At 51.4% G+C, this 24843-nt stretch carries 21 protein-coding genes; all 21 read left to right on the top strand.

The features are described from left to right. Positions 1-270 precede the first annotated feature (270 nt). Positions 271-417, top strand: a complete 147-nt coding sequence (locus tag Dvar_RS36330; RefSeq protein WP_419658257.1) for a hypothetical protein — start codon at positions 271-273, stop codon at positions 415-417. 194 nt (positions 418-611) lie between these two features. Further along, positions 612-3137 carry a PKD domain-containing protein gene (locus Dvar_RS36325; protein WP_419658255.1) on the top strand — a complete coding sequence of 842 codons (2526 nt, stop codon included), beginning with the start codon at positions 612-614 and terminating at the stop codon, positions 3135-3137. Between the two features lie 662 nt (positions 3138-3799). Next, complete coding sequence (gene rfbF / locus Dvar_RS36320) at positions 3800-4576, top strand: glucose-1-phosphate cytidylyltransferase (RefSeq protein WP_419658253.1); 777 nt, start codon at positions 3800-3802, stop codon at positions 4574-4576. A gap of 55 nt (positions 4577-4631) precedes the next feature. Beyond that, on the top strand, positions 4632-5750 hold the full coding sequence (locus Dvar_RS36315) for an NAD-dependent epimerase/dehydratase family protein (protein ID WP_419658251.1): 1119 nt from the start codon (positions 4632-4634) through the stop codon (positions 5748-5750). Next, the gene (locus tag Dvar_RS36310) at positions 5750-7084 is read left to right on the top strand and encodes a UDP-glucose dehydrogenase family protein (RefSeq protein ID WP_419658249.1); all 1335 of its coding nucleotides are present in this window, start codon (positions 5750-5752) and stop codon (positions 7082-7084) included. Before Dvar_RS36315 ends, Dvar_RS36310 begins: the two co-directional genes overlap by 1 nt. 7 nt (positions 7085-7091) lie before the next feature. Then, positions 7092-7625 (top strand): dTDP-4-dehydrorhamnose 3,5-epimerase, encoded by a 534-nt coding sequence (gene rfbC, locus Dvar_RS36305; RefSeq protein WP_419658247.1) that lies wholly within the window; start codon positions 7092-7094, stop codon positions 7623-7625. 37 nt (positions 7626-7662) lie between these two features. Continuing rightward, the gene (locus tag Dvar_RS36300; RefSeq protein WP_419658245.1) at positions 7663-8484 is read left to right on the top strand and encodes a sugar phosphate nucleotidyltransferase; all 822 of its coding nucleotides are present in this window, start codon (positions 7663-7665) and stop codon (positions 8482-8484) included. A 13-nt stretch (positions 8485-8497) separates the two neighbouring features. Continuing rightward, entirely contained in the window at positions 8498-9784 is a 1287-nt protein-coding gene (locus Dvar_RS36295; protein WP_419658244.1) for an NAD(P)H-dependent oxidoreductase, read from the top strand. Positions 9785-9833: 49 nt separating this feature from the next. Next, a complete protein-coding gene (locus Dvar_RS36290; protein WP_419658242.1) occupies positions 9834-10694 on the top strand; it encodes an ABC transporter permease in 861 nt (286 codons plus the stop codon). A 53-nt stretch (positions 10695-10747) separates the two neighbouring features. Next, positions 10748-12085: a polysaccharide ABC transporter ATP-binding protein gene (locus Dvar_RS36285; protein WP_419658241.1), complete on the top strand. Its 1338-nt coding sequence runs from the start codon at positions 10748-10750 to the stop codon at positions 12083-12085. Positions 12086-12196: 111 nt separating this feature from the next. Beyond that, positions 12197-12946 (top strand): sulfotransferase domain-containing protein, encoded by a 750-nt coding sequence (locus Dvar_RS36280; RefSeq protein WP_419658240.1) that lies wholly within the window; start codon positions 12197-12199, stop codon positions 12944-12946. 37 nt (positions 12947-12983) lie between these two features. Further along, positions 12984-14237: a hypothetical protein gene (locus tag Dvar_RS36275; RefSeq protein WP_419658238.1), complete on the top strand. Its 1254-nt coding sequence runs from the start codon at positions 12984-12986 to the stop codon at positions 14235-14237. Positions 14238-14262: 25 nt separating this feature from the next. Continuing rightward, complete coding sequence (locus tag Dvar_RS36270) at positions 14263-15510, top strand: hypothetical protein (RefSeq protein WP_419658236.1); 1248 nt, start codon at positions 14263-14265, stop codon at positions 15508-15510. Between the two features lie 205 nt (positions 15511-15715). Further along, positions 15716-16879: a sugar-transfer associated ATP-grasp domain-containing protein gene (locus tag Dvar_RS36265; RefSeq protein WP_419658234.1), complete on the top strand. Its 1164-nt coding sequence runs from the start codon at positions 15716-15718 to the stop codon at positions 16877-16879. A gap of 72 nt (positions 16880-16951) precedes the next feature. Beyond that, positions 16952-18622: a GMC oxidoreductase gene (locus tag Dvar_RS36260; protein WP_419658233.1), complete on the top strand. Its 1671-nt coding sequence runs from the start codon at positions 16952-16954 to the stop codon at positions 18620-18622. Between the two features lie 74 nt (positions 18623-18696). Further along, on the top strand, positions 18697-19359 hold the full coding sequence (locus tag Dvar_RS36255) for a 4Fe-4S dicluster domain-containing protein (protein WP_419658231.1): 663 nt from the start codon (positions 18697-18699) through the stop codon (positions 19357-19359). Continuing rightward, positions 19360-20262, top strand: coding sequence for a hypothetical protein (locus Dvar_RS36250; protein WP_419658229.1), 903 nt, complete (start codon positions 19360-19362; stop codon positions 20260-20262). It begins immediately after the preceding gene. Next, positions 20192-21031 (top strand): acyltransferase, encoded by an 840-nt coding sequence (locus tag Dvar_RS36245; protein ID WP_419658227.1) that lies wholly within the window; start codon positions 20192-20194, stop codon positions 21029-21031. The genes Dvar_RS36250 and Dvar_RS36245 overlap by 71 nt, the downstream gene beginning before the upstream one ends. Beyond that, on the top strand, positions 21028-22554 hold the full coding sequence (locus Dvar_RS36240) for a hypothetical protein (protein ID WP_419658225.1): 1527 nt from the start codon (positions 21028-21030) through the stop codon (positions 22552-22554). The genes Dvar_RS36245 and Dvar_RS36240 overlap by 4 nt, the downstream gene beginning before the upstream one ends. A gap of 22 nt (positions 22555-22576) precedes the next feature. Further along, a complete protein-coding gene (locus tag Dvar_RS36235; RefSeq protein WP_419658224.1) occupies positions 22577-23533 on the top strand; it encodes a glycosyltransferase family 2 protein in 957 nt (318 codons plus the stop codon). Continuing rightward, positions 23533-24765, top strand: coding sequence for a glycosyltransferase (locus tag Dvar_RS36230; RefSeq protein WP_419658222.1), 1233 nt, complete (start codon positions 23533-23535; stop codon positions 24763-24765). Before Dvar_RS36235 ends, Dvar_RS36230 begins: the two co-directional genes overlap by 1 nt. Positions 24766-24843 lie beyond the last annotated feature (78 nt).

Raw genomic sequence — 24843 nt, 5'->3', positions numbered from 1 at the left:
AACTAATCTGTTTTTTATCTTTGACGATTGTGGTACATTGCCAGGCAATATCTCCAGTAACGACAGAATTTTTCTAAGCAAAAAACAAGCCACTATACTTTAGCCATACTCACAAACATATGAAGATGCATTGCCGGTAATGCTTTTACCATCAGGGTTGCGTTGGATCAGGACCTATAAACAGCAGGAAATCGGCGTTTGGTTGTCTGCTGAATTTTTTTGGATACCGTTAGGAAAAGCAGTGCGGTTCCGACAGGTTGATGAGGATCAATGAAAGATGTTTCCCATGCTATGGGAAAAAAAATACCATTTTTCCTAATTTTTATGCTTGAATCAGCCTTTTCTTTTTGCGGACATGTTTATCTGAAAGTAAATGGCCTCAGTTGGCCTTCGCCATTACTACCTGAAATAATATAAAATAAATGATATCACTTGAATGTTTTGTGGCGTTGGTATGCCAATTGCTATCGTGAGGCTATCAAGTTTTATTGTAATCGACACCATTACGAGATCACCTTCCCATCTGGCTATAATAGGTGGCTGGTTGATCAAGAAAAACAGGTGGATTGGGTGATCGGTATTGATCAATTTATCAACAAAGGAAGGTAAAAATGAAAAAAATGAGAGTGTTTTTGTTCAGCCTATTTCTGACTGGGATGGCTGCCATGTTTACATTGACGGTGACCGGGCTTGCCATGGCAGCCTGTCCGGATGGGATCACCGGTTACTGGAAACTGGATGAGACCTCTGGTTCGACGTTTGCGGATTTTATCGGCGGCAACGGTGCCGTCGTGCCCGAAGGTGCCAATGGCCCTGATCCTGCTGCCGGTCTTCTGATCAATGGTGCGCAGCGGTTTGTGGCCGGTGATCAGGACAGGCTGCAAGTCAGTGCGAGCAGTGCTTTCAACTGGACCAGCAACGACGATTTTTCCATTGAGCTGTGGATTCAGACCGAAGGCGACATCGACCCCTCCGGCACCATGGTCGCCATTGCAAGGGACGAGGGTAACAGCCAGTGGTGGATTGGGATGAACGGTGACGGGCTGGCTTCCGTTTGGGTGCAGGACGGCAGTGGTGCGAGGATCTCCGGCGTCGGCGCTGGGGCCGACATTTCAGACGGCAATCCCCATCACGTGGTGTTTACCAGAGACGGCATCAACAATATCAACACTTTTTATGTGGACGATAACGCGGGCGTGGAGATAGCGACAACGGGCGGTGCCGGGGACTTTGTAAATGGTTTTACCTCTGCGGATGCGCCGCTTACCCTGGGGCACATGAATAACGATGGCTCGCTGGGGTACTATTTTGACGGGTATATCGACGAAGTCGCCGTCTACAATAAGGTCCTGACCGCTGCGGAAATCAGCACCAATTATGCGTCGGGAACAGATTACTGCGGAAGCAGCGCCGCATCCTCCGCCTTTGCGCCTTACCCGAATAACATCACCGGCCTGTGGCATCTGGATGAAACCGGTGGATCGACTTATACGGATGTCATTGGCGGCAACAATGCCGTGACGGCTGATGGTGACCCTGGTGATCCGGATCCTGCTACCGGCGTAATGATCAACGGCGCGCAGCGGTTTGTGGCCGGCAGTCCGGACGGGTTGCAGGTCGGTGCGAGCAGTGCTTTCAACTGGACCAGCAACGACGATTTTTCCATTGAGCTGTGGATCCAGACCGAAGGCGACACCACCCCCGGCAGCACCATGGTCGCCATTGCAAGGGATGAGGGTAGCATTCAGTGGTGGATTGGGATGAACGGTGACGGGCTTGCGTCCGTTTGGGTACAGGACGGCAGCGGTGCGAGGATCAACGGTGTTGGCCAAGGGGCCGACATTTCAGACGGCAATCCCCATCACGTGGTGTTTACCAGAGACGGCGTCAACAATGTCAACACCTTTTATGTGGACAACACGGCGGTGGATTTGCCGACAACGGGCGGTTCCGGGGACTTTGTAAACGGTTTTGCGTCCGCGGATGCGCCGCTTACCCTGGGTTTCCTGAACAATGATGGCTCGCTGGGGTACTATTTTGACGGGTATATCGACGAAGTCGCCGTCTACAATAAGGCGCTGACCGCAGAGGAAATCGATGACAACTACACGGCCGGCTCCGGGGGCAACAGCATTGAGACGGCCAGACCTGCGCCGACAGCCAACGCCGGCACAGAGCAAACCGTGTCTACGGGTGCCGAGGTTACGTTGGATGGCACCGGTTCCACGCCTGGCTATGATGATGCTCAGATCACGGGTTACCAGTGGACGCAAACACCTGAAGAAACGGTCACGCTCTCCGATGCCACTGCGGCTCAACCCACATTCACCGCACCAGCAGAGGAAGGTACATTGACCTTTGAGTTGACGGTCACCGCCGCAGACGGCCAGACGTCCAGCGCAGCCAGTGTCAATGTGGTGGTATCCGCCGCAGCGGTCACGGCACCCACCGCCGATGCCGGTGCGGATCAGAGTGTAACCGAGGGAGATACCGTCACCCTTGACGGTCGGGCGTCCACCGCCGGTGCAGGCGGCACGTTGACCTATGCCTGGACGCAGACCGATACGACTGGGCTTGCTGTGACACTGTCTGATGCGACCGTTGCCCAACCGACTTTTACCGCACCGGAGGTTGATGTAAACGGCGCCGTTTTGACCTTTCAATTGATCGTTACTGAGGACGGCACCAGCAGCGCTCCGGCCACGGTCAATATTACCGTGGGGGATGTTACGACCAGTCCAGATGCTGATGCCGGCGCGGATCAGGAAGTGGAAGAAGGGGCTACTGTGACCTTGGATGGCAGCGCTTCCAGTGCAGCCAGTGCAGACGGGACCCTGACCTATGCCTGGACTCGGACGGATAACACCGGTCTTGAGGCGCCACTGTCCGACGCGGCCATTGCCCAGCCCACCTTTACCGCACCGGAGGTCGATGCGGCGGGGGCGACCCTGACCTTCCAGCTGACGGTCACCGACGACGGCGGGCTAACGGCAACCGACACTGTAGATATTCTTATTAACGATGTTGCCTCTTCAAGTGATAGCGACAGTGATAGTAGCGGCGATAGTAGCGGTGACAGCGGCGGCGATGGCGGCGATGGCGGCGGCGGCGGTTGTTTTATCGATTCCATGTTCTAAACGGAAATTACCAACAAACGTATCCTGTCAGCAGGTTCATTGATTCACCATAAGCGGAGTGGCGACAAGTTCCCGCTCCACTTATGGTGATTTCATTTTACGTTTACCCGAAAAATGGATAAATGATCGATTGGATATGGCCATTGGCCATGCATAATATTTTGCGATACCGTTTTTGGGGTCGATTGATGTCCTGTTACCTATAGGTGATAGTTGTTCCTAAAATGGTGGTAAATATTACTCAAGGATATTGTCGCTTCGCTGTTCGTCCTGCGCAGGTGTTTGGTTAACCGCTTACAATTAATGAAAAATTCTGCTTTTTTTAAATGATTTGATATCTTTGCATATTTTTTGCTTTGTTTTTGCACTTCAATATCTTTGTAGATTGGTATATTAATATCGGTTTACCGGTCGATATTAACTGAGCAAGGAATTGGAGCGATCAGCATAGCATCCAAACCATATTCATGATATTGATCGTGCACTGGCAAGCGCCTACAATACTAAGTTTTTGGCAGATCAATACGATTAGATGACAGCGTTTTCCGTTTGACAGCGTTCGGGCTGGAAGGCTTGGTTCGATGTTGTAACTGAGAAGGCGGAGCTATGTGACGATTAGATAGTAGACGAGTCAAAAAATACGTAAGGAATTTATAGGGGGTATGATGAAGGCAGTGATTTTGGCAGGCGGCTTCGGAACGCGATTGTCTGAAGAAACGGGCGTCAGGCCGAAACCGATGGTTGAAATCGGCGAGCGACCGATTCTGTGGCATATCTTGAAGATCTACTCAGCACATGGGATCAACGATTTCATCATTTGCCTGGGGTACAAGGGCTATATGATCAAGGAATATTTCGCCAAGTACACCCTTCATTGTTCTGACGTTACCTTTGATCTGCGCAACAACGGCATTGAGGTTCATCAGAACGGCACCGAACCGTGGAAGGTGACGCTGGTCGATACCGGCGAATCGACCATGACCGGCGGCCGGCTCAAACGGGTGCAAAAGTATATTGGGGATGAAACCTTCTGCCTGACCTACGGCGACGGTGTGAGTGATGTCAATATCAAGGAACTGGTTGATTTTCACCACGCCCAGAAGGCCCTGGCAACGCTGACTGCTGTTCAACCCCCGGGTCGATTTGGTGCGTTCAATTTAAAAAAGAACAATCATATTGTGGATTCTTTCAAGGAAAAGCCACACGGCGACGGCGCCTGGATCAATGGCGGCTTTTTTGTGCTGGAGCCTGCCGTCATGAATTTCATCAGCGGAGATGACGCGGTTTGGGAACGTGAGCCGATGGAGGCCCTGGCCCGGGAAAAGAAACTTGCCGCATACCGTCACTACGGGTTCTGGCATCCAATGGATACCCTGCGGGACAAGAATGTTTTGGACGATTTGTGGCGTTCAGGCAAGGCCCCCTGGATGGTCTGGTAGTCTAAACACCTTCAATTTCATGAATTTTTTAATACCATAAACTATAGACGAGACAATGGAAAACGCAAATACGATCGTCCAACAAGATTTAGCCTCCATGTGCCGGCAGTTGGAAACGGAATTGGGCGCCATGGGGGGCAGAAAATTGTTAATCACCGGCGGTGCCGGCTTTCTCGGGTATTACCTCGTTCAAGTCGTCGATTTCTGGAATCGTGAATTTCGCCCATCGGAAAAGATTCCTCTCACCGTTTTCGATAATCTGATTCGCGGGCTGCCGGAATGGCTCGCGCAGCTTGAAGGGCAATCCGCTATCCGGCTCATCCAACATGACATTTCTCGGCCCCTTCCGGATGACATGGACGATGATTTTGGATTCATCATTCATGCTGCGTCCATCGCATCTCCGACATTTTATCGGAAACATCCCATTGAAACGATGGATGCCAATGTGAATGGTCTGCGACACCTGCTGGAGTATCTTAAAAAACAGCAGGCCAGCGGCCAATACCCTCCCGGGGGGTTCCTTTTTTACTCGAGCAGCGAAGTTTACGGTGATCCGACACCGGATCAGATACCCACGGCGGAAAACTACAATGGCAATGTATCGTTTACCGGCCCGCGTGCCTGTTATGATGAATCCAAACGATACGGCGAAACCCTTTGCGTGAATTTTGCCCGTCAGTTTGATCTGCCGATCAAAATCGCCCGTCCATTCAACAACTACGGCCCCGGCCTGAAAATCAGCGATCGCCGGGTGATTCCTGATTTTGCGCGCAACATTTTGGGCAACCAGGATATCGTCATGCTTTCGGACGGCAAGCCGACGCGTACCTTTTGCTATGTCGCCGATGCGGTGGTGGGATATTACAAAATCCTCGTCAATGGCGGCAAGGCAGAGGCATACAACATTGGCACAAAGACACCGGAAATTTCCATGGCCGAGCTGGCCCGGCGCATGGCTGATCAGGCAAAACAGTTGTTCGGCTATACGGGGCGCGTGATTACCACCACCAGTGATGAAAAAGAGTATCTGGTGGATAATCCCAACCGGCGCTGTCCGGTGATCGATAAAGCCGTCAACGAAATCGGTTATTGCCCGCAAACCGATATTGACGAGGGGTTGAGGCGATCGTTGCTGTGGTATCAGGGCAATCCGGTCGCGGAGGAGGCCTGATGAAAATCTCAGTTGTCGGTACAGGATATGTGGGCCTGGTTTCCGGTGTTTGCCTGGCGGAAGTGGGACACACGGTAACCTGTGTGGATGTGGATGCGTCCAAGGTTGAACAGATCAACAACGGTGTGGCGCCAATTTACGAAAAAGGCCTGGATGCATTGCTCGAAAAGAATGTCGGCACACGCCTGACGGCATCGACAAACCTGGAGCAGGCGGTTCACGACACCGATTTGTCGCTGATTGCCGTGGGAACACCCTTTGACGGTCAACAGATCGATCTGACCTACATTCGTGAAGTCGCCAAGGATATTGGGCGCGCGCTGAAAACCAAACCCGGCTACCATGTCGTGGTGGTCAAGAGCACGGTGGTGCCCGGCACCACCGACACCGTGGTGACGCCGCTGCTTGAAAGCGCGTCCGGTAAAAAGGTCGGTCCGGATTTTGGTGTGGGCATGAACCCCGAGTTTCTTCGCGAAGGCGATGCGGTCGTCGATTTCATGTCGCCGGATCGGATCGTGCTGGGCGCCTGTGATGACCGGACTCTGGCGGTGATGCAACAGCTTTATACTCCCTTTGAATCCGTGGATGTTCTCAGCACCTCGCCCAAAACCGCGGAAATGATTAAATACACCGCCAATTCCCTGCTGGCCACCATGATTTCCTTTTCAAACGAGATCGGTAATTTGTGCCAGAGATCCGGGAATGTGGATGTTACCGAAGTGATGCAGGGCGTCCATCTGGACAAGCGGTTGAGTCCCATTCTGGAAAGCGGCCGGCGGGTGGTTCCCGCCTTTACCACCTACATCGAGGCCGGGTGCGGTTTTGGTGGCAGTTGTTTTCCCAAGGATGTCAAAGCGCTGATCTCCTATGGCAAGGCCCTGGGCGAACCGATGCATCTGCTCGATTCCGTGATCAAGATCAACCAAATGCAGCCAGGGCAGATCATCGCCATGCTGCAAAAACAATTCCCATCCCTCAACGGGCTGCGCATCGCCATTCTTGGCTTGGCATTCAAGCCTGAAACCGATGATATGCGGGAATCCCCGGCTATCCCGGTGGTTCGTACGCTCGTCGAGCAGGGCGCGACGGTATCGGCCTTTGATCCCGTTGCCAGGCATGAAGCCGCCAAACTGTTCGGAGATACGATCCACTATGCGGACACCGTTGAAGAGACGTTGCAATCCTGTGATGCGGTCGTTTTGCTCACCCGTTGGGAGATATTCCAGGATCTGCCCCGCTTGATTCAGTCCATAAAACCCCAGCCGCTGGTCATCGACGGCCGGCGAATGCTGGACAAAACAGCCTTCGAGCGCTATGTAGGCATCGGCATGTGAGAACTTTATGATTTTTACACCTACTGAAATAGACGGCGTAGTTGTTGTTGAGCTCAAGAAAATCGAGGATGAGCGCGGCTCTTTTGCGCGTGCATTTTGTAAAAAGGAATTTGATGACCAGGGTCTTAAATCGGATTTTGTCCAGGGCAATACCGCGGTCAGCCACCGCAAGGGGACATTGCGGGGGATGCACTATCAACAGGCGCCCTATGCGGAAGCCAAACTGGTCCGTTGCATCCGTGGTGCCGTATTTGATGTCGCCATTGACCTGAGACCTGCATCTGCAACCTACTGCCAGTGGGTCGGCGTTGAACTCACTGCAGAAAACAACCGACTATTATATGTTCCCGAGGGCTTCGCCCATGGGTATCAAGCGCTGGCGGACAATACGGAACTGTTTTACCTGGTGTCCCAGTTTTATACCCCCCAGGCGGAAAAGGGCGTGAGATGGAACGATCCACGGTTCGACATCGCATGGCCGATCAGTGATGACATCCTGTTATCGGACAAAGACCGTGCATGGCCGGATTTTAACCCCTGAATGATGGTATTGCGACCTGTCGAATCGTGAGCTATCCATGAGTCACTCGCTTTCAACGCCGCGTCTGGTCGGTCTGCTGCCGGCTGCCGGGAAAGCCAGCCGAATCCAACCCCTGCCTTGCAGCAAGGAGCTGTTGCCCATCGGTTTTCAACCGGTGGGAGGGAAGGGAGAGGAGAGTCTGCGTCCCAAAACCGTCAGCCATTATCTTTTGGAGAGTATGCATCATGCCGGCGTCCGGCAGGCTTATGTGGTGATCAATCGCGGGAAATGGGACATCCCCGCCTATTATGGTCCCGGTACGTTGACCGGAATCGATCTGGCCTATGTGGTTACGGATTACCCTTATGGAGCGCCCTTTAGTTTGAAGCAGGCATTCCCTTTTGTGTCGGATGCCACCATCCTGCTTGGATTTCCTGATATTATCATGTCTGCGGTGGATGGCTTTGACCGCTTGTTGGAAAAAAAAGCCGGTACCGGTGCGGATTTGGTATTGGGGTTGTTCAAGGCCACTGAACCGGCAAAGATGGACATGGTTGATTTCGATGACAACAAAGCGATCAAGGCCATCGAGATCAAACCGAAAGCAACGGACTTGATTTACACATGGATTATTGCGGTTTGGTCACCTGCATTCACCGCCTTCATGAAGGCCTATCTCGATCGGATTGAGCCGTCTGTGCGACGTGAATTTCAGCGCCCACCAACGGACCGATTATCCGAGTACTATGTGGGGCAGGTAATCCAGGAGGCGCTGAAATCGAATCTTAAGATTGCGCATGTGATTTTTGACAATGAAACCTATACAGATATCGGAACACCTGACAGTCTGGTGTCAGCAATGACGAACAGGATAATATAATTAAGGAGTAGAGATGATTATCGTCGATACAGCGTTAAAAAAACGAGACGAAGCCAATCAGCCCATCAAGGTGGGCCTGGTGGGGGCTGGATATATCGGACGCGGAACAACCCTGCAAATCGAAAAGCATGTGCCCGGGATGACGGTTGCGGCCATTGCCAACCGGACGCTGTCATCAGCGACCCGTGCGTTTAACGAAGCCGGTATCGAATCGGTGCGAACGGTGACCAGCACCGACCAGATCAATGATTGCCTTGCCAAGGGCGAGCGTGCCGTGACCGATGATCCCCAATTATTATGCGAAGCCGAAGGGATCGATGCGATCATCGAAGCCACCGGGCATGTGGAATTCAGCGCCCATGTGGCGTTGAACGGGATAAAAAACAAAAAACACATGATCCTGATGAATGCGGAACTGGATGCCACGGTGGGGCCGATTCTCAAAGTCTACGCCGACCGGGCCGGTGTGATCGTGACCAATGCCGACGGTGATCAGCCGGGGGTAATGATGAACCTTTACCGGTTCGTAAAATCCATCGGGTATCATCCTGTGCTTGCCGGAAATATCAAAGGGCTTCAGGATTATTACCGGACCCCTGAAACCCAGAAAGGATTCGCCGACGCGCATGGCCTTTCTCCGGAAATGGCCACCTCTTTTGCGGACGGGACCAAAATTTCCATGGAAAACGCCATCGTGGCCAACGCTACCGGTTTCAAGGTCGGTAAACGTGGCATGTACGGCCCCCGGTGCAAGCATGCCAACGAGGCGGTCAACCTGTTTCCCATGGATAAGCTGATGGCCGACGGTCTGGTGGATTATATCATCGGTGCGGAACCTGGCCCCGGTGTTTTTGTGCTGGGATACAACGACCATCCGGAACGTCGAAACTACATGAAATATTTCAAGATGGGCGATGGCCCGCTGTATTCGTTCTATGTGCCTTACCATCTGCCGCATCTGGAAGTACCGCTGACGGTTGCCCGGGCGGTGCTGTTTCACGATGCAGCGGTGGCGCCCATTGCCGGTCCGGTGTGCGATGTCATCACCATCGCCAAGCGGGATCTTAAAAAAGGCGAAACCCTGGACGGCATCGGCGGCTTTACCTGCTACGGCATGATTGAAAATTCGAGTGTCTGCCGAAGTGACAACCTGCTGCCCATGGGCCTAAGCGAAGGTTGTAGATTGACAAGGGATATACCCAAAGACCGGGCCATTGGCTATGCTGATGTTCAAGTGCCCGATGGACGTCTATCTGATAAATTGCGTAGGGAGCAGGACAGCTTTTTTCCTGCGGTGTGATCTGATCTGCACCGGCAATCGGCATCGTCTCAAATGGAAATGAATGGGTATGTTTAGAAAAGAAAAACAAATGCCTCCCGATGCGGGGCTTTCTGAAATGGTTACGCTGATCGCGCCCACATCGGGTTGGCAGATAGCGAATTTTAGTGAACTCAAACAATACCGGGATCTATTTTTCTTCATGGTCTGGCGAGAGATCAAAGTGCTCTACGCCCAGACGATCATGGGGTTTTCATGGGCCATCCTGCAGCCGTTGGTTCAGATCGTGATTTTCACGATTGTTTTTGGCAAGGTGGCCAAGGTTTCCACCGATGGTTACCCCTATATGCTTTTTTCAACGATTGCCATCATTCCCTGGACCTATATTTCCCAGGCCATGAGTCAGTCGAGCATGAGCCTGGTGAGCGGCCAAAGCATGCTGGGAAAAATTTATTTTCCCCGTCTGATTTTCCCGGTGACGCCGGTACTGGCCCGGCTGGTGGATTTTGCCATCTCATTGGTGGTCGTGTTGGCCGTGGCCATCTACTACAAGGTCATGCCGACCTGGAATCTGCTGTTTTTTCCCCTGTTTTTTGGAATGATGATCTGTATCCCATTGAGTGTCGGGTTATGGTTGTCGGCGATGGCCATCCGTTTCAGGGATGTGAAGCACGCCATGCCCTTCGTGATCCGGATGTTGATCTATTCGGCGCCGATCGTTTATTCGGCCTCTTCCATACCCGGCAAGTATCGTTTCTTATATTCCCTCAACCCGATCGTTGGTGTGATCGAAGGATTCCGCGCCTGTCTTTTAGGCACACCCATCCCCTGGACCTATATTTTCCCGGGAATGATCACCTGTACCATTATGTTGTTGGGCGGTGCCCTATATTTCAAACGCATGGAGCGAATCTTTGTCGATGTGATCTGATCAGGATCGCGTCCACGGGCAAGACGACCAGAACCCTACCAAACGAACTTTAAATGCATGTGAAAACAATGATTGCCAAAGACCTTGCTATCAAAGTGTCCGATATCAGTAAGATGTACCGCCTCGGAATGAAGGAAAAACAGCATGACAATTTCCTTTCATCGGCGATTGAATTCATCAGAAGTCCCCTGACCAATTACCGCTACTACCGGTCTCTCTACAAGTTTGATGATGTAGTGATGGCCGGTGATCAGATCCAAGAGCGGGATGATGTGCTCTGGGCATTGAAGGGGGTTTCCTTTGAGGTAAAAAAGGGGGAAATTGTCGGCATTATCGGCAAAAACGGGGCCGGTAAGTCAACCTTGCTGAAAGTCCTTTGCAAGATTACCCACCCCACCAGGGGGACCGCCAGTATCCGGGGGCGGATTTCCAGCCTGCTGGAAGTCGGCACGGGGTTTCATCCGGAACTCACCGGCCGGGAGAACGTCTACCTCAATGGTACCATTTTGGGCATGACCAAGCGTGAAGTGGACCAGAAATTCGACGAGATCGTCGATTTCTCGGGGGTGGAACGGTTTATCGATACGCCGGTTAAGCGCTACTCCAGCGGAATGCGCGTCCGTCTGGGGTTTGCCGTTGCCGCCCATCTTGAACCGGAGCTGTTGATCGTTGATGAAGTTCTGGCTGTGGGTGATGCAGCATTTCAGAGAAAGTGCATCGATAAAATGCAGGACGTGGGCGAGGGCGGACGAACCGTGCTGTTCGTGTCCCATAACATGCCTGCGGTCACCCGTTTGTGTCAGCGGGGGCTACTCATCGAAAACGGCCAGGTAAAAGACGACGGGCCTGCCGGTGATGTCGTCGGCCGCTACCTGACTTCCGAGCTAGGTACATCGGCGGCGCGTGAGTGGAACGACTCCCAGAGGGCACCTACCGGTAAAGCCGTACGACTGATTGCCGTGAGGGTCCGCAATGCCAAGGGCGAGGTGTCGGAAAACATTGATATCAAGCAGACGTTCAGCATTGAAATGGAATATGAGACATTGGATGCCGGCTACATTTTGCAGTCCCATATTCATCTGGTCAATGATCAGGGCATCAAGGTTTTTGTCACCATTGACAATGACAATGCATGGCGCGGCAAAAAACGGCCGGCAGGTGTTTTTGTCAGCCGGGTATACGTTCCGGGTAATCTGCTGGCCGAAGGCATGTACATCATTAACAGTGCGATGATGACCCTGGAGCCCAATGAATCACAATTTATCGAACGGGCGGTGGTCTCATTCAACGTGAGTGATAATCTAGACGGCGACACGGCTCGGGTCGACTACAGCGCAAAGATTCCAGGGGTTGTGCGGCCCTATCTCAATTGGGAGACCATTGTGGCCTAATCATAGACGTTGTTTATTGCTGTGACCCAACACGAACATGGTAACTCCAAGTCTGATTCTTTCCTGAGATAAGAAATCATGAATATGCGTCTCGCCAAGAATACTTATTTGATGATCAAAAAACGTCTGGTCCGACACTTTGACACCAGACTGTTTTTTATGCATTTTCCCAAATGTGGTGGTACATCGGTGGATTATGCCATCCGGCTTCACCGCCATAACAATAGCGTCCGGCATCAATTCCACATGAACGCAGAGGCTGCCGCTACAGCTGCCCGTCTAAGCAAAATGACATGGAAAGCTTACAACGAAACCCTATTGCTTTATGCCATGGCTAATCCACAGACCACCTACATCACCGGTCATTATTTTTTCAGCCAGACCGCCCATGAACATTTCGGCGATACCTGGGACTTCATCACGATTTTAAGAGACCCTGTGGCGCGCTGGTTTTCACAGTATTATTTCAACCGTAATAAATCGAATCAATTTTTAAAAACCGATTTAAGTCTGGAGGCCTATCTGGCATCGCCCCACGGTCAAAATTCGGCCGGTACCTATTCCACCATGCTAGAGGGGGATGAGAATAATTGGGAGGTGGATCCTGAACAGACGGTACAAAATGCCATTGAGAACTTGAACCGTTTTCATTTGGTGGGATGCCTGGAGCATATGGATCAATTTGTCACACGCTTCAAGGAGCGCTATGGAATTTCACTGAATATCCGAAACATGCGCAAAAATCCGACGCCCAACTATACCCAACGAAATGAGATTACCCCCGCCGTTCGCGAAAAAGTCGAACACCTTTGCCGCTATGACCTTATGATCTATCGGCATGCATTGGAACATTTTTGTTAACAATCAATGGGACGTGCCTTGCCATCTGGGTGAATAATTGAAAATCGATAATCTCAGACATACTACAGAAAATAACCGGCCGGGAGTGGCAGCGGATATTACATGGGAAGATTGCCAGCGATCGCCCTATACGCTGTATTTTGAGACCGACGCCGCGTTTGCGGACGATCTGACATTGAATCCGCATGCTTTCCTGGTCGGCACGTTGCTGCCGGCAATGCATTATGGAGAAAAAAGGGTCCTTCTTAATCACGACATCTGCCCGGAGCTGTATGAGGGGCTGGTCAGCGCCATGCAATGGATCCGGCGCTGGTTTTATCCGCCTGCCAAGGATCTGGTCCGTATCGAGGCACCGATCAGCAAAAAGGTGATGTACGCAGATAAAGTGGGGCGGGCAGGGCTTTTCTTTTCCGGCGGTATTGATGCATACTCCTCTTTTTACGGTAATCGAAAACGATTTGCCCCGGACCATCCTTATTTCATCAAGGACGGTCTGCTGGTGTATGGTCTGGAAATAGATGACCCCCAGGCCTTCAGCTACGTCTATGACAGTTTGAAGCAGGCTACCGAAGCGTTGGGAATTATGCTCATTCCGGTGTATACCAATATTTATTTGGAATATCGGGAAGAAGATACGAGGCAAAATTTCTCATTTTGGATCAATGAGCTGATGGGGGCGACGTTTGCCGCCATCGCCCATGCGTTTTCCAAGCGGTTGTCGGTGGTTTCGATTGCCTCCAATGCCGATATCGCCCATCTGGAACCCTGGGGCTCCCACCCGCTGCTGGACGCCAACTACAGCAGCTGTGATTTAAAAATTCGTCATGACGGCGCCAATCGCAGTCGCTTCGAAAAAACAGCGTTGATTCATGATCAGGCGGTCCCGCTTAAATATTTGAGGGTGTGCAATCTGATCAAGCAATATACTTCGAATGCGCAGAATTGCGGTGTTTGTGCAAAATGCGTGAAAACCAAACTGGCGCTGCTGGCCCTGGATGCACTGGATAAAACCACGGTGTTTGAAGATCCGAGAATCGATCCGGGTCTGGTGAGGGGAAGTGCCTACATATATGATGATTATACCGAAGCTACCTATCAAGACCTGATCGAACCGCTGGCTGCAAAGGGATATCCTGAACTTGCCGACGCGGTTCGCTTTTGCCTGAAGCGATACCAGGATAAAGCGTCATTTTTGAAACGCGGCATCAAACAGCTCGATCAAACCTTTTTTAATGGAAAATGCGTCAAGGCGTTTTCCAGTTTGCGCAAGCTACGGTCCGCCAGGCGGTAACCCAATTATTTTGTAATGAGGCGTGATGAAGTTAGACAACAACGATGAAACGACGGCAGGCTCACATCAGGAACACAGGCCGAACCGATACTCTCCGAAATCGTTCTACCGGCGATTCCGGTCTTATATTTCCTCCCAGCGGACAAATCTTTGGCGTTTGAAGGGCGCTTGGAATGAAGACCATCAACTGATGCTTGGTTATGCGGGTAGTGAGAAAAACAAGGAATATCTCAAAGAAGTGATTTTCGACGGCAACTGTCAGGAAGAAAATTTAGGACGGGTCTGGAACCATCGGCTGCGCCGCGCCATCGGTCCTGATGCATCGCTTCTCATTTCCGAGTATGATGCCGATCAAAATTCCATGGATTCAAACCATGCCGGATTCATGCTGCCGTTCTGGTTGGGCTGGATCGCTGATATTTCCGGCGATATGAAAAAAATGGTCAAATCCGCCCGGACGCTTGAATACAATCTGGGCAAAATCAGAACCAACAACCTGGAGTACGAAATTGTGGACAACGATGAGGCCCATGCGTTGTTTTACGATTCCATGTATTTGCCTTACATCAAGAGGCGATTTGACAGCACGGCGCACTTTTTGACCCGAGAAGAAATTCAGGCTGATCGTGAGAACTGCGAGTTGATGTTTATCAAACAGGGGCAGGAATATCTCAGCGGCATGTTAATAAAATATGAGACGGAATATTCCAAAAACTGGGATGTCGGCGTAAAAAATGCCGGGCCCAATATCGTTAAAATCGAAAAATATCCCCGAAACTGGGCCGTGGGAGTAACGGATGCCAATCCGGATTACATGAAAACGGGTGCGGTGGGTGCGCTTTATTATTACCTTATCGTGTATCTGAAAGAGAAAGGGTATGATTGGGTTCATTTTGGCGGGACGCGTCCGTTTCATAGTGACGGCGTGTTGAACTATAAAAAGAAATGGCCACTGCAGAACGCCGGTTTCACCCAGCAGGGCTTCAATCTGCAGGTCCTCTCGGCATCCGCCGCAACCATACAATTTCTCACTGATTTTCCTTTCATCTATCTTGAATCAGGTTGCCTGAACAGCGCGGTGTTCATCAATCCCGATCAGCCGTTGACACCTAAAAAATTCAAAAAGGTGTGTAAATCGTATCTGATTAACGGGATTGAGAAGATGGTGCTGTATGTCTTCGGCGATCAGGCCGGTGCCATTGAAGCGGCGATTCCTGAAGCATATAAAAACCGCTGTATTGTCCGTCCGGCGAACAGTCTGTTTACTCGTTGAACTTATAATATTCCCGATTCTAAGGGTTCGCGCAAAAATAAATTCGCAAATTGTCAGTGTTCAGGCGCCCGCTCAGCAAGGCGCGAAGACAAAGGAATATCAGGCATATTCCGTGTTTTCGCAACACCGCTGAGCGGGATGGATCGGCGCTGAAAATGTGAAGTTATTTTTGCGCGAGCCCTAAGCCAAAAGGATGGATTGAATCATGCTATTTGGATTGGCCGGTAAAGCGAAGCTTTACATTGCGCATTACAAGAGAATCAACAGACTCTTTGGCGGTTTTTGGTCAAAGAGCTTTCTGGAGAATCCGAAAGATAGAAAATCACTGGCCGAGAAGGTGATGGACTACCTATATATTTTTTTCGGACTTAAAATAATGCCCGAGAACTACCACCTTTTCGGGTTCGATGGCAAAAAGCGAAGTGAGTTTAAAAATTATCTTGGCGAGCCCTGGGACGAGCCGTTTGTCCGGCGCAAAATCGGAACACTCTGGCGTAACGGCATTATTCTTCGGGATAAGGAAATTTTTAAACTGATATGCGATTATAACAATCTGCCGATTCCCCGTCACTACGGTCATTTGAGATTCGGAAAACTCGAGGGGGGCAAGGAAAGCCCGTTGACCCTTATTGCGCGGCACAACCCCAAGACATTGGTTTTAAAACCGATCCTCGGCCAGAACGGTGTCGGTATCCAGTTTTTCAGTCCCGACCAATTGGAATCCATCTGTGCGGATAAGAACTTGCACCGGGAAGCCTTTCTGATCGAAGAGGCCATCGAGCAGCATCCTGAATTGAATGCAATTAATCCCCACTCGGTGAATTCCATCCGGCTCATCACTTTTCTGAGTCCGGATGGAACGGTCGATGTCATGTCAGGGATGCTCAAGGCCAGTGCCTCCTCGATACCCATCGACAATTTCAGCTTGGGCGGTATCGGCGTCGGCATTGACTTGACGACAGGACGGCTGAGAAGCGATGGCTACGTCAAATTTTATTCGCCGGACGCTGTGATCGACAATCGCCAGACCACCGACCCGGATACGATTCAGGAGATTTTGAACGAGATAAAGACGATGACGTCCAAGCATCCCGGCAGAGTATTCAAACGCCATCCGCTGACCGATTTTAAATTCGAAGGATTTCAGTTGCCATATTGGAATGAGGTCCTCAACACGGCGATCAAAGCGCAGATGGTATTTAGCCATGGCAAGGCCAATGCCATTGATATTGCGATTACGCCGACGGGTCCGGTTATTCTCGAAGGCAATGAAAGCTGGGGAACCACCGGGATTCAGGCGGCCAATGGCGGGTTGCTCACGGAAAAGAACCAAAAACTGTTCGCCCAATATGGGATTCAGTTTTATTGAATTCGGGTGAGGCGTGAAGATGGCGTATTCCCAATACTTGAATCCGACGTTGAATAGCTGGAGGACTGCCGTTTGATTACCGACGCACGAGAATTGGCCGATGGCCATTTGCTTGATACCGATGTGTGCATTGTCGGTGCAGGCGTGGCGGGAATCACCCTTGCGCGCGCCTTGTCCACCGATACAGTGAATGTGCTGGTCATTGAAGCTGGCGGACGACGTCCCGAAAAGCTGGCACAAAGCATGTTTTGGGGGCGCAATGTCGGGCACAGCTATTACGGATTGGATACCGCGCGTTGTTGCGGCGTCGGTGGGTCCAGCCACAAATGGCTGATTCAATTGCCCGACAAAACACTGGGGGCGAGACTCCATCCCCTTGAACCGATTGATTTTGAAACCCGATCCTGGGTGCCCAACAGCGGCTGGCCATTCAGTTACGAGCAATTGGTGCCTTATTACGAGGCTGCCCAGCAATATTGCATGGCTGGCCCATTCAGCTATGATCCCAGTCCATGGTCCCAGGCGGATCGAACGCCGACGCTGCCCTTGCCGGGCCGGAACGTCGAGTCAACGGTTTTTCAGTTCGCATCAAGGGATGCGTTTATTCATCATCCCCTGGAAGCAATCAAAGCATCGCCAACGATCAATTTATTGACGCATGCCACGGCCCTTGATCTTGATACCAACGATGCCGGAACCCAGGTGCAGGGCCTGCGCCTGGCTACTGGAACGGGGCAGATGCTTAAGGTCAGCGCCAAGCGTTTCGTACTCGCCGCCGGCGCATTGGAGTCTGCCCGTTTACTGCTTTTAAGTGACCGGGTTCATCAGCGCGGTCTGGGCAATCAACACGATTTGGTCGGACGCTATTTTATGGAACACCCCCATGTCTGGACCGGCCGCTACATGGCCTCATCCCAGATGAATGTCGATCAGCTCCGGTTTTATTCACATCACCAGGCCGGGAAAATGTCCATATTGGGGAAACTGAAAACAACGGATGCCGCCCAACGAAAATATGAATTATTAAATCACTGCATCTCACTGCATTTGAACGTGAAGCGGCATCGGACCAATGTCGCCCCTCAGTGGCCCATCAACAGCTGGCCGCTTTTTGTTTCGGATGCCTACCGGCAGGGCCATCGAGCGGAGGGAACTGGGATCGTTGCTGCCGATGGGGATTGCCAGCCCCCAACGTCGATGGTGACCGGGGAACTGGTGAAAAGAATCCGGGCCCTGCGTGCGGGAGGGGGCAAAATTGCCCGCCACCTTTTGGGGGGGCTTGCTGATCGGCTGCGCCCCACCCCCATGGACTTTAAAATCAACCATATGTCCGAACAAGTGCCGAATCCGGACAGCCGGGTCTATCTTGGATCGGAAAAGGACCGCTTTGGGCGGCGCCGGATCGAACTGGACTGGCGCTTAACCGAACTGGACCTGCGCAGCATCATCCGGTCCCAGCAACTGATCGACGAAGAATTGCGCCAGGCCGGTCTGGGGCATCTGAAGATCGATGCGGATGTGAGGCGGTTGGATAATAATATCCAGGGTGGATGGCATCACATGGGAACCACGCGAATGCATGCGGATCAACGTAAAGGCGTTGTGGACTCGGATTGCAGGGTGCATGGTGTTGATAATCTTTTTATTGCCGGTCCCTCGGTTTTTCCGACCAGTGGCTACGCCAATCCACTGCTTACGATCGTTGCGCTATCTGTTCGGCTGGCTGACCATTTGAAACAATAACGACCTCTTGTCCCACGGACACCCGCATCGCGGGCTGTCGGCGGGACGGGGATGAATATACAAAAGGAGTTGCCATGGCTCGCTGGGCCATGATCATCAATTTAGACCGATGTATTGGATGCGGTGCTTGCGCGGTTGCCTGTGGGATGCATAACCATGTTGATTCCAACTCTTGGAGAAGGGTTTTCGATTGTGGTTCAGGTCCCGGGCCGGATCGAGTGCACCTTTACGTTCCGATGTCTTGCATGCACTGCGCCGATCCTCCCTGCCACAAGGTTTGCCCTACAACGGCAACCTACGTGCGTTCGGATGGAATCGTCGATATCGATCCGGAAAAATGCATTGGATGCGGCTATTGCATGGTCGCCTGTCCATACCTGGCGAGGGTAATTCTGTATCAGAATGAAACCGCCAGTGAACAGGCGCGCATGGCATCTGACAATGAAAACACCCTGCCCGAGAACACCTACCTGGGGGTCTGTACCAAATGCAATTTCTGCCGGGATCGTGTCGAACACGGGATGTCCGCGGGGCTGGTTCCCGGAGTAGACAAAGAGGCCACCCCGGCCTGCGTGATCAATTGCACATCCGAGGCCCTGACTTTCGGAGACATCGAGGATGCCGACAGCCCGGTTCGTCGCCTGATGGCCGAAAGCAAGGTCTGCACGCTTCAACCCGAGCTCAATACGAATCCCCATCTTTTCTATATTCATACCCTTGAAGAGGACGAGAAATAGATGGCACGATTTTTTCCGTTCGTCGGTGCCGTCCGACACACGATCTGGGGCTGGCCGGCGGTGCTGAATTTTTTTCTCGGGGGAATGGGCTCGCTGTTCTATGCGGTTTCTTTCCTGTTTGATGGTTCTTTGTCGGCCCATGCGCCTGGGAACGAATGGGGCTTTTGGCGGCTGATTGGTCCCGGCCTGAGCGCGCTGGGCTTTTTAGCCGTGGTCACCGAAGCCGGTAAACCCCGGCATGCCGTTTTCTTGTTGCAGCATCTGCACCGTTCATGGATGTCGCGCGAGGTCCTGGCCGGTGGTTTGTTTATCGGTGGTGCCGTGGGATATGCCCTCTCGTCTCTGCCGGCTTTAAAATGGCTGGCCATTGCCGCTGCCGTTTGCCTGTCTGTCTGCCAAGCCATGATGTTGTACGACAGCAAGGGCGTGACATTATGGAGCGCTGCCATCGTTCCCCTTCAATGCCTGTCGGCGAATCTGCTTGCGGCTGCAGCCCTCCTGCTTGGGGTGGCGTTGTGGACGGGCACGGCACAGATGGTGTTGATGGCCGCAACCATGGTGCTGATACTTGTTGATGGTGGGGCGTGGGTTGTGTTGCTTCGCCACCGGCCGACAACTGAGCACCGCAATGCCCGCATACCGCTCTTCAAGACCTCATCTTTCCTCATCGCTCTCGGCGTCGGTCATCTGCTGCCATTCCTGCTTTTGGTTGCAGTATTGGTGATCAATGCCATTGGAGACGGCCAAGGCGTTCTGATGCATTCGCTGATACCCATGACCGTACTGATGGTGCTGGCCGGCGGGTTGGCTCAAAAAGCGGATGTGGTCCTGGATGGGAACAGCCTTCGTCCCATCCAGCGTGGCGAGAACTTCTTCCATCGATACGGTGCCCATGGTGAATAATCTATCCCGGCAAACGGATTTATTACAGAAAAACGCTTACCATCGGTGCCAGTCCATGAAAAACAGCCGGTGGCAAATGCGCTGGATGCGGTTTTGGATGCGATGGGCGGGAGTGAGCTGGCATGGTCGTCTGGCCAGCCGTCTGGCGGCCCTTTGCGCCCACCCACACAAGGCCCGTGTGTATCTGGCGCGCATGAACAAGCAGGGATTCATTTCTCCCAAGGCGGTCCTCCATCACGGAGATTTCTACCATGGCGGGCATGTGTTTCTCGATGACCGGGTGGTTCTGTTTCAGCGGGAACAGGGCAAGCCCATTACTTTCGGAGACCGGGTCTACATCTATCGTGACACTATTTTGGAAACGGGGTATGGCGGGGGACTGCAGATCGACGACGATACCAGTATCCATCCCCGTTGTCAGTTGAATGCCTATGTTTCGGATATTCGCATTGGGAAAGGGGTGATGCTGGCGCCCAATTGTGCCCTTTATCCCTATGATCATGGTATCGTTCCGGGAACGCCGATTCGTGAGCAGGCCCTGGTTTCCAAAGGCCCCATCATTATCGGTGACAACGCATGGCTGGGGGTTGGCGCGATCGTCCTCGGCGGTGTCACCATCGGGGCCGGGGCGGTTGTCGGCGCCGGTTCTCTGGTAAGCGAAGACGTTCCCCCCGACGGCATCGCGGTGGGTAATCCGGCCCGTACAGTCCGTTTGCGCAGCGAGTTGTCCAAAAATCCCCCCATACCGGAAGGAGCATCCCAGCAATGAGCCCAATGGCTAAACCGGATAATGGCATGCCTCATCTTCTATGCCATAATCAATTTGTTCTCGGGCCTGAACCACTCACCCGCTATGGCGGGTGGCAGCATGTGCCGGTGACAAGCACCTGCCACCTGAGCGCTCATCCAAACCTGCACGTGACTCAGATTGAGGCGGGGGGAATTGCCCTGACCGCGGTGGGCTATATGATCGACCCGTTGAACCCGCAGGCTTCCGACGAAGCGGTTCTGCAGCGGGTGCATGAACGAATGGCGGCTGGCCAAGGGTATGTCGATGCGACGGGTGACCTGGGCGGACGGTGGGTGTTGATCGCCAGAACGGCTTCAACCATGGAGTTGATTACCGATGCGGTGGGCCACCGGCAGGTTTTCTATACGGCCGTGACCGAAGGCCTTCCCCTGTGGTGTGCCTCCCAACCCCGTATCCTGGCCGAGCTGACCGATCAACAAATGGATGCCGACGCCGCATCTTTCATCGACAGTTATGAATTCCGAAAAAATTTAGAGTATCGCTGGCCAGGTGCGGGATCCCCATACAAGGGGGTATTTCATCTGTTGCCAAACCATCGTCTCGATCTGAACTCGGGCAAATGTCAACGCTACTGGCCGGATCGGCCCCTGCCGCAGGTGTCGGTTGAAGCGGCGGTGCCGAAAGTGGCGGCCTATCTCAAAGGGGGCGTGGAGGCGGTGGCGCGTCGGTTCGACCTGGCCGTGTCCCTGACCGCAGGTCTGGACAGTCGTACCGTCTTGGCGGCCGCTCGGAATGTGGTGGGGAAGAACCCGGTCATGACCGTGCGTCAGATCGACAAGCCGGACGATCATGCCGATGTTCAGGTGGCTTCCCAACTGGCATCCCTGCTGGGGCTTGGCCACGATATCATCAAGAGTTCACTGATCATCGATGACGCCTTTTTGCAAAGCTTCAAACAGCACACGGCCTTGCCCCACTATATTTATGTTCCGGATGCGCAGGCGATTTACAACCGCTATCAGCGCAAGCGAGTGGCCGTGACCGGTAGCATCTCCGAAATCGGTCGGCTCTCTTTTCGAATGCTGCTTAGAAAACCCGAGACCGAACCGATCGATGCCTACGATCTTGCCCGGCTGCAAAAAATGGGACGCCAGGCCTATGCGGTGAAAGCGTTCGGTGAATGGCAGTCCGGTCTGGGCAATATTCACAATGTTCCGCTGCTGGACATGTTCGAGTGGGAGCAAGGGCACGGTAACTGGCTGGCCATGTGCCACACGGAATTCGACATGGCCTGGAAGGATCTCTACTCACCGTTCAATTGCAGAAACCTGCTGACCTTATTGCTTTCAGTGGACAGCCGGCATCGCCAAGGGACGGACTGCAGGCTCTATAACGAGCTGATCAACACCCTTTGGCCGGATGTTCTGCAGGTTCCCATCAACCCTCACTATCAAAGCAAACCCAGGCTGACGGCGGTGGTAATATCCAAGATTCCATACCCAATTAAAAAATCAATCAAACAACTGCTGAGAAGAAGATAAGCATTGCCGACGAGGATATCGAATGCCAGATACGCAACACCAGTCAGACGGTCCCTTGGTTTCCATTGGAATTCCTACCTACAATCGTGCCGATGGGTATTTACGGGAGTGCATTGAAAGTGCCATCCAACAGACCTATACGAACATCGAGATTATCATCTCGGACAATTGCTCCAGTGACGGAACACCGGATCTGGTCAATGGTATTGACGATCCGAGAATTCGCTACTTTAGGCACGAACAAAATATCGGGGCCAACAACAATTTTAACTATTGCCTGGAGCAGGCCAGGGGCGTGTATTTCCTTCTGCTTCATGACGATGATCTGATAGACGAGGATTTCGTTGAAATTTGTATGCAAGCTGCCGGCAACCAAAATATGGTCGGCTTAATCCGAACCGGAACCCGCCTGATTGATTCAAAAGGGCACTCTATAAAAGAGATGCCCAATAATGTTAACGGCCTTTCAACTGAGGATTTTTTTCTTGGCTGGTTCAATGACAAAACAGCATTGTATCTGTGTAGCACATTATTCCATACTGAAAATTTGAAATCTTTAGGCGGATTTTCCTCCCGGCATAATCTTTTCCAGGATGTGATGGCTGAAGTCCAAATGGCTGCAAATTATGGTCGTATTGATGTAAAGGATGTAAAAGCGGGGTTCCGTAAACATGAAGAAGAAAGGACTTTTAAAGTCAAGGTCAAGGCGTGGTGCGAAGATTCCCTTGATTTGCTTGAGCTCATGTGCAGAATATCGGAGGAGCAGGTCCCCTTTATTCGAAGAAAAGGAACTCACTTTTTTGCACTTTTGAACTTTAAACGGGCGATGGCGGTTGCCTCCCCTGTCGGTAGATTTAAGGCATTGTTGACTGTGCTGAACCAATTTGGTTATGAATATTTCGTTTTGCGTCGGTTTGTTCAATGTTTGCGCACCTCTGCCATTGAATTCCTACGACCAAAAAGATTGATGAAATCGTAATGAAAATTGCATTTATCGTTTCTGAATTTCCATCGTTATCCCAGACATTTGTTCTAAATCAGATAACGGGTCTCATAGATCGTGGGCATGAGGTAAGTATTTTCTCACGAAGGGAAGGAAAGGATATAAAAGTTCATGATGATGTAATAAAGTACGGGCTAATAAAATGCACCCACTATTTTCAAAAACTACCGCAGTCCAGAGTGTTTCGCGTAATAAATGGATTTAAATTAGTCGCTAAATATCTACCAGGCAATGTAAAAGCAATACTAAATGCATTGAATATTGGTAAACACGGAAAACTATCAGCCTCACTGTCTCTGCTTTTCCAAACCATACCATTTTTAAAAGATAATAAATTTGATATAATTCATTGCCATTTTGGAATCAACGGGAATATCGCTACTGTGCTGCGGGATGCCGGAGTCATTTCTGGAAAAATTGTAACCGTGTTCCACGGTTATGATTTAACCAGTTATCTGGAAAAAAATGATCCCCAAATTTACCAAAAACTATTTTTAAAAGGTGATTTGTTTCAACCGATAAGCAATCGGTGGGAGAGAAAGCTGATTGAGCTGGGGTGCAGTAGAAATAAAATCAAAGTTCATCGAATGGGCATAGATCTTGATAAAATTAAAACGATAAAAAAAGAAACATATCATGATAGATGCCTGAGGATATTGTCGGTTGCACGTCTGGTTGATAAAAAAGGCCTGGCGTATGGAATAAAAGCTTTTTCAAAGGTAATCGAGAACTTTAGGGATATTGAGTACTTGATAATTGGCGGCGGACCTCTTAAAGACGAACTTCAAAGTCTGATAAATCGTTTGGGATTGAACGAGAATGTTAAACTCGTGGGAGAGATGAAGCAAGAGGAAATTTTTGATAATATGAACCGTTCAGATATTTTCCTCGCACCAAGTGTAACAAGTAAAACCGGTGACCAGGAAGGTATCCCGGTTGTGATCATGGAAGCGATGGCCCATGAATTGCCGGTGGTTAGCACATATCATAGCGGCATTCCAGAACTGGTGATCAATAATAAGACTGGTTTTCTCGTCGACGAAAGAGATGTAAAAGGATTGGCGGAAAAAATAACCTTTCTTATTTCAAACCCTGATGTGTTGGCGAGATTTGGAGCCGAAGGGCGAAAAATAGTGGCGGCTAATTATAATATTCAGACACTGAATGACGATTTGGCTAAATGTTTTCGGAAGTTATCCCAACAATGACAAAAAAGGCGGCCTCCTGATGGTTATCAAGAGGGCTGCATAGCCAACTTGATCGTTCCTATTCCTGATAGCGCCATA

The organism is Desulfosarcina variabilis str. Montpellier, assembly GCF_048565275.1.
GTDB lineage: Bacteria > Desulfobacterota > Desulfobacteria > Desulfobacterales > Desulfosarcinaceae > Desulfosarcina > Desulfosarcina variabilis.
Note: the sequence above shows the minus strand (reverse complement) of the source record. Positions and strands in the feature narration are given on the sequence as shown.

Coding starts and splice junctions, on each gene's coding strand:
- Dvar_RS36330 (WP_419658257.1), top strand. CDS start 271: ATGAAAGATGTTTCCCATGCTATGGGAAAAAAAATACCATTTTTCCTA.
- Dvar_RS36325 (WP_419658255.1), top strand. CDS start 612: ATGAAAAAAATGAGAGTGTTTTTGTTCAGCCTATTTCTGACTGGGATG.
- rfbF (WP_419658253.1), top strand. CDS start 3,800: ATGATGAAGGCAGTGATTTTGGCAGGCGGCTTCGGAACGCGATTGTCT.
- Dvar_RS36315 (WP_419658251.1), top strand. CDS start 4,632: ATGGAAAACGCAAATACGATCGTCCAACAAGATTTAGCCTCCATGTGC.
- Dvar_RS36310 (WP_419658249.1), top strand. CDS start 5,750: ATGAAAATCTCAGTTGTCGGTACAGGATATGTGGGCCTGGTTTCCGGT.
- rfbC (WP_419658247.1), top strand. CDS start 7,092: ATGATTTTTACACCTACTGAAATAGACGGCGTAGTTGTTGTTGAGCTC.
- Dvar_RS36300 (WP_419658245.1), top strand. CDS start 7,663: ATGAGTCACTCGCTTTCAACGCCGCGTCTGGTCGGTCTGCTGCCGGCT.
- Dvar_RS36295 (WP_419658244.1), top strand. CDS start 8,498: ATGATTATCGTCGATACAGCGTTAAAAAAACGAGACGAAGCCAATCAG.
- Dvar_RS36290 (WP_419658242.1), top strand. CDS start 9,834: ATGTTTAGAAAAGAAAAACAAATGCCTCCCGATGCGGGGCTTTCTGAA.
- Dvar_RS36285 (WP_419658241.1), top strand. CDS start 10,748: ATGCATGTGAAAACAATGATTGCCAAAGACCTTGCTATCAAAGTGTCC.
- Dvar_RS36280 (WP_419658240.1), top strand. CDS start 12,197: ATGATCAAAAAACGTCTGGTCCGACACTTTGACACCAGACTGTTTTTT.
- Dvar_RS36270 (WP_419658236.1), top strand. CDS start 14,263: ATGAAGTTAGACAACAACGATGAAACGACGGCAGGCTCACATCAGGAA.
- Dvar_RS36265 (WP_419658234.1), top strand. CDS start 15,716: ATGCTATTTGGATTGGCCGGTAAAGCGAAGCTTTACATTGCGCATTAC.
- Dvar_RS36255 (WP_419658231.1), top strand. CDS start 18,697: ATGGCTCGCTGGGCCATGATCATCAATTTAGACCGATGTATTGGATGC.
- Dvar_RS36250 (WP_419658229.1), top strand. CDS start 19,360: ATGGCACGATTTTTTCCGTTCGTCGGTGCCGTCCGACACACGATCTGG.
- Dvar_RS36245 (WP_419658227.1), top strand. CDS start 20,192: ATGGGAACAGCCTTCGTCCCATCCAGCGTGGCGAGAACTTCTTCCATC.
- Dvar_RS36240 (WP_419658225.1), top strand. CDS start 21,028: ATGAGCCCAATGGCTAAACCGGATAATGGCATGCCTCATCTTCTATGC.
- Dvar_RS36235 (WP_419658224.1), top strand. CDS start 22,577: ATGCCAGATACGCAACACCAGTCAGACGGTCCCTTGGTTTCCATTGGA.
- Dvar_RS36230 (WP_419658222.1), top strand. CDS start 23,533: ATGAAAATTGCATTTATCGTTTCTGAATTTCCATCGTTATCCCAGACA.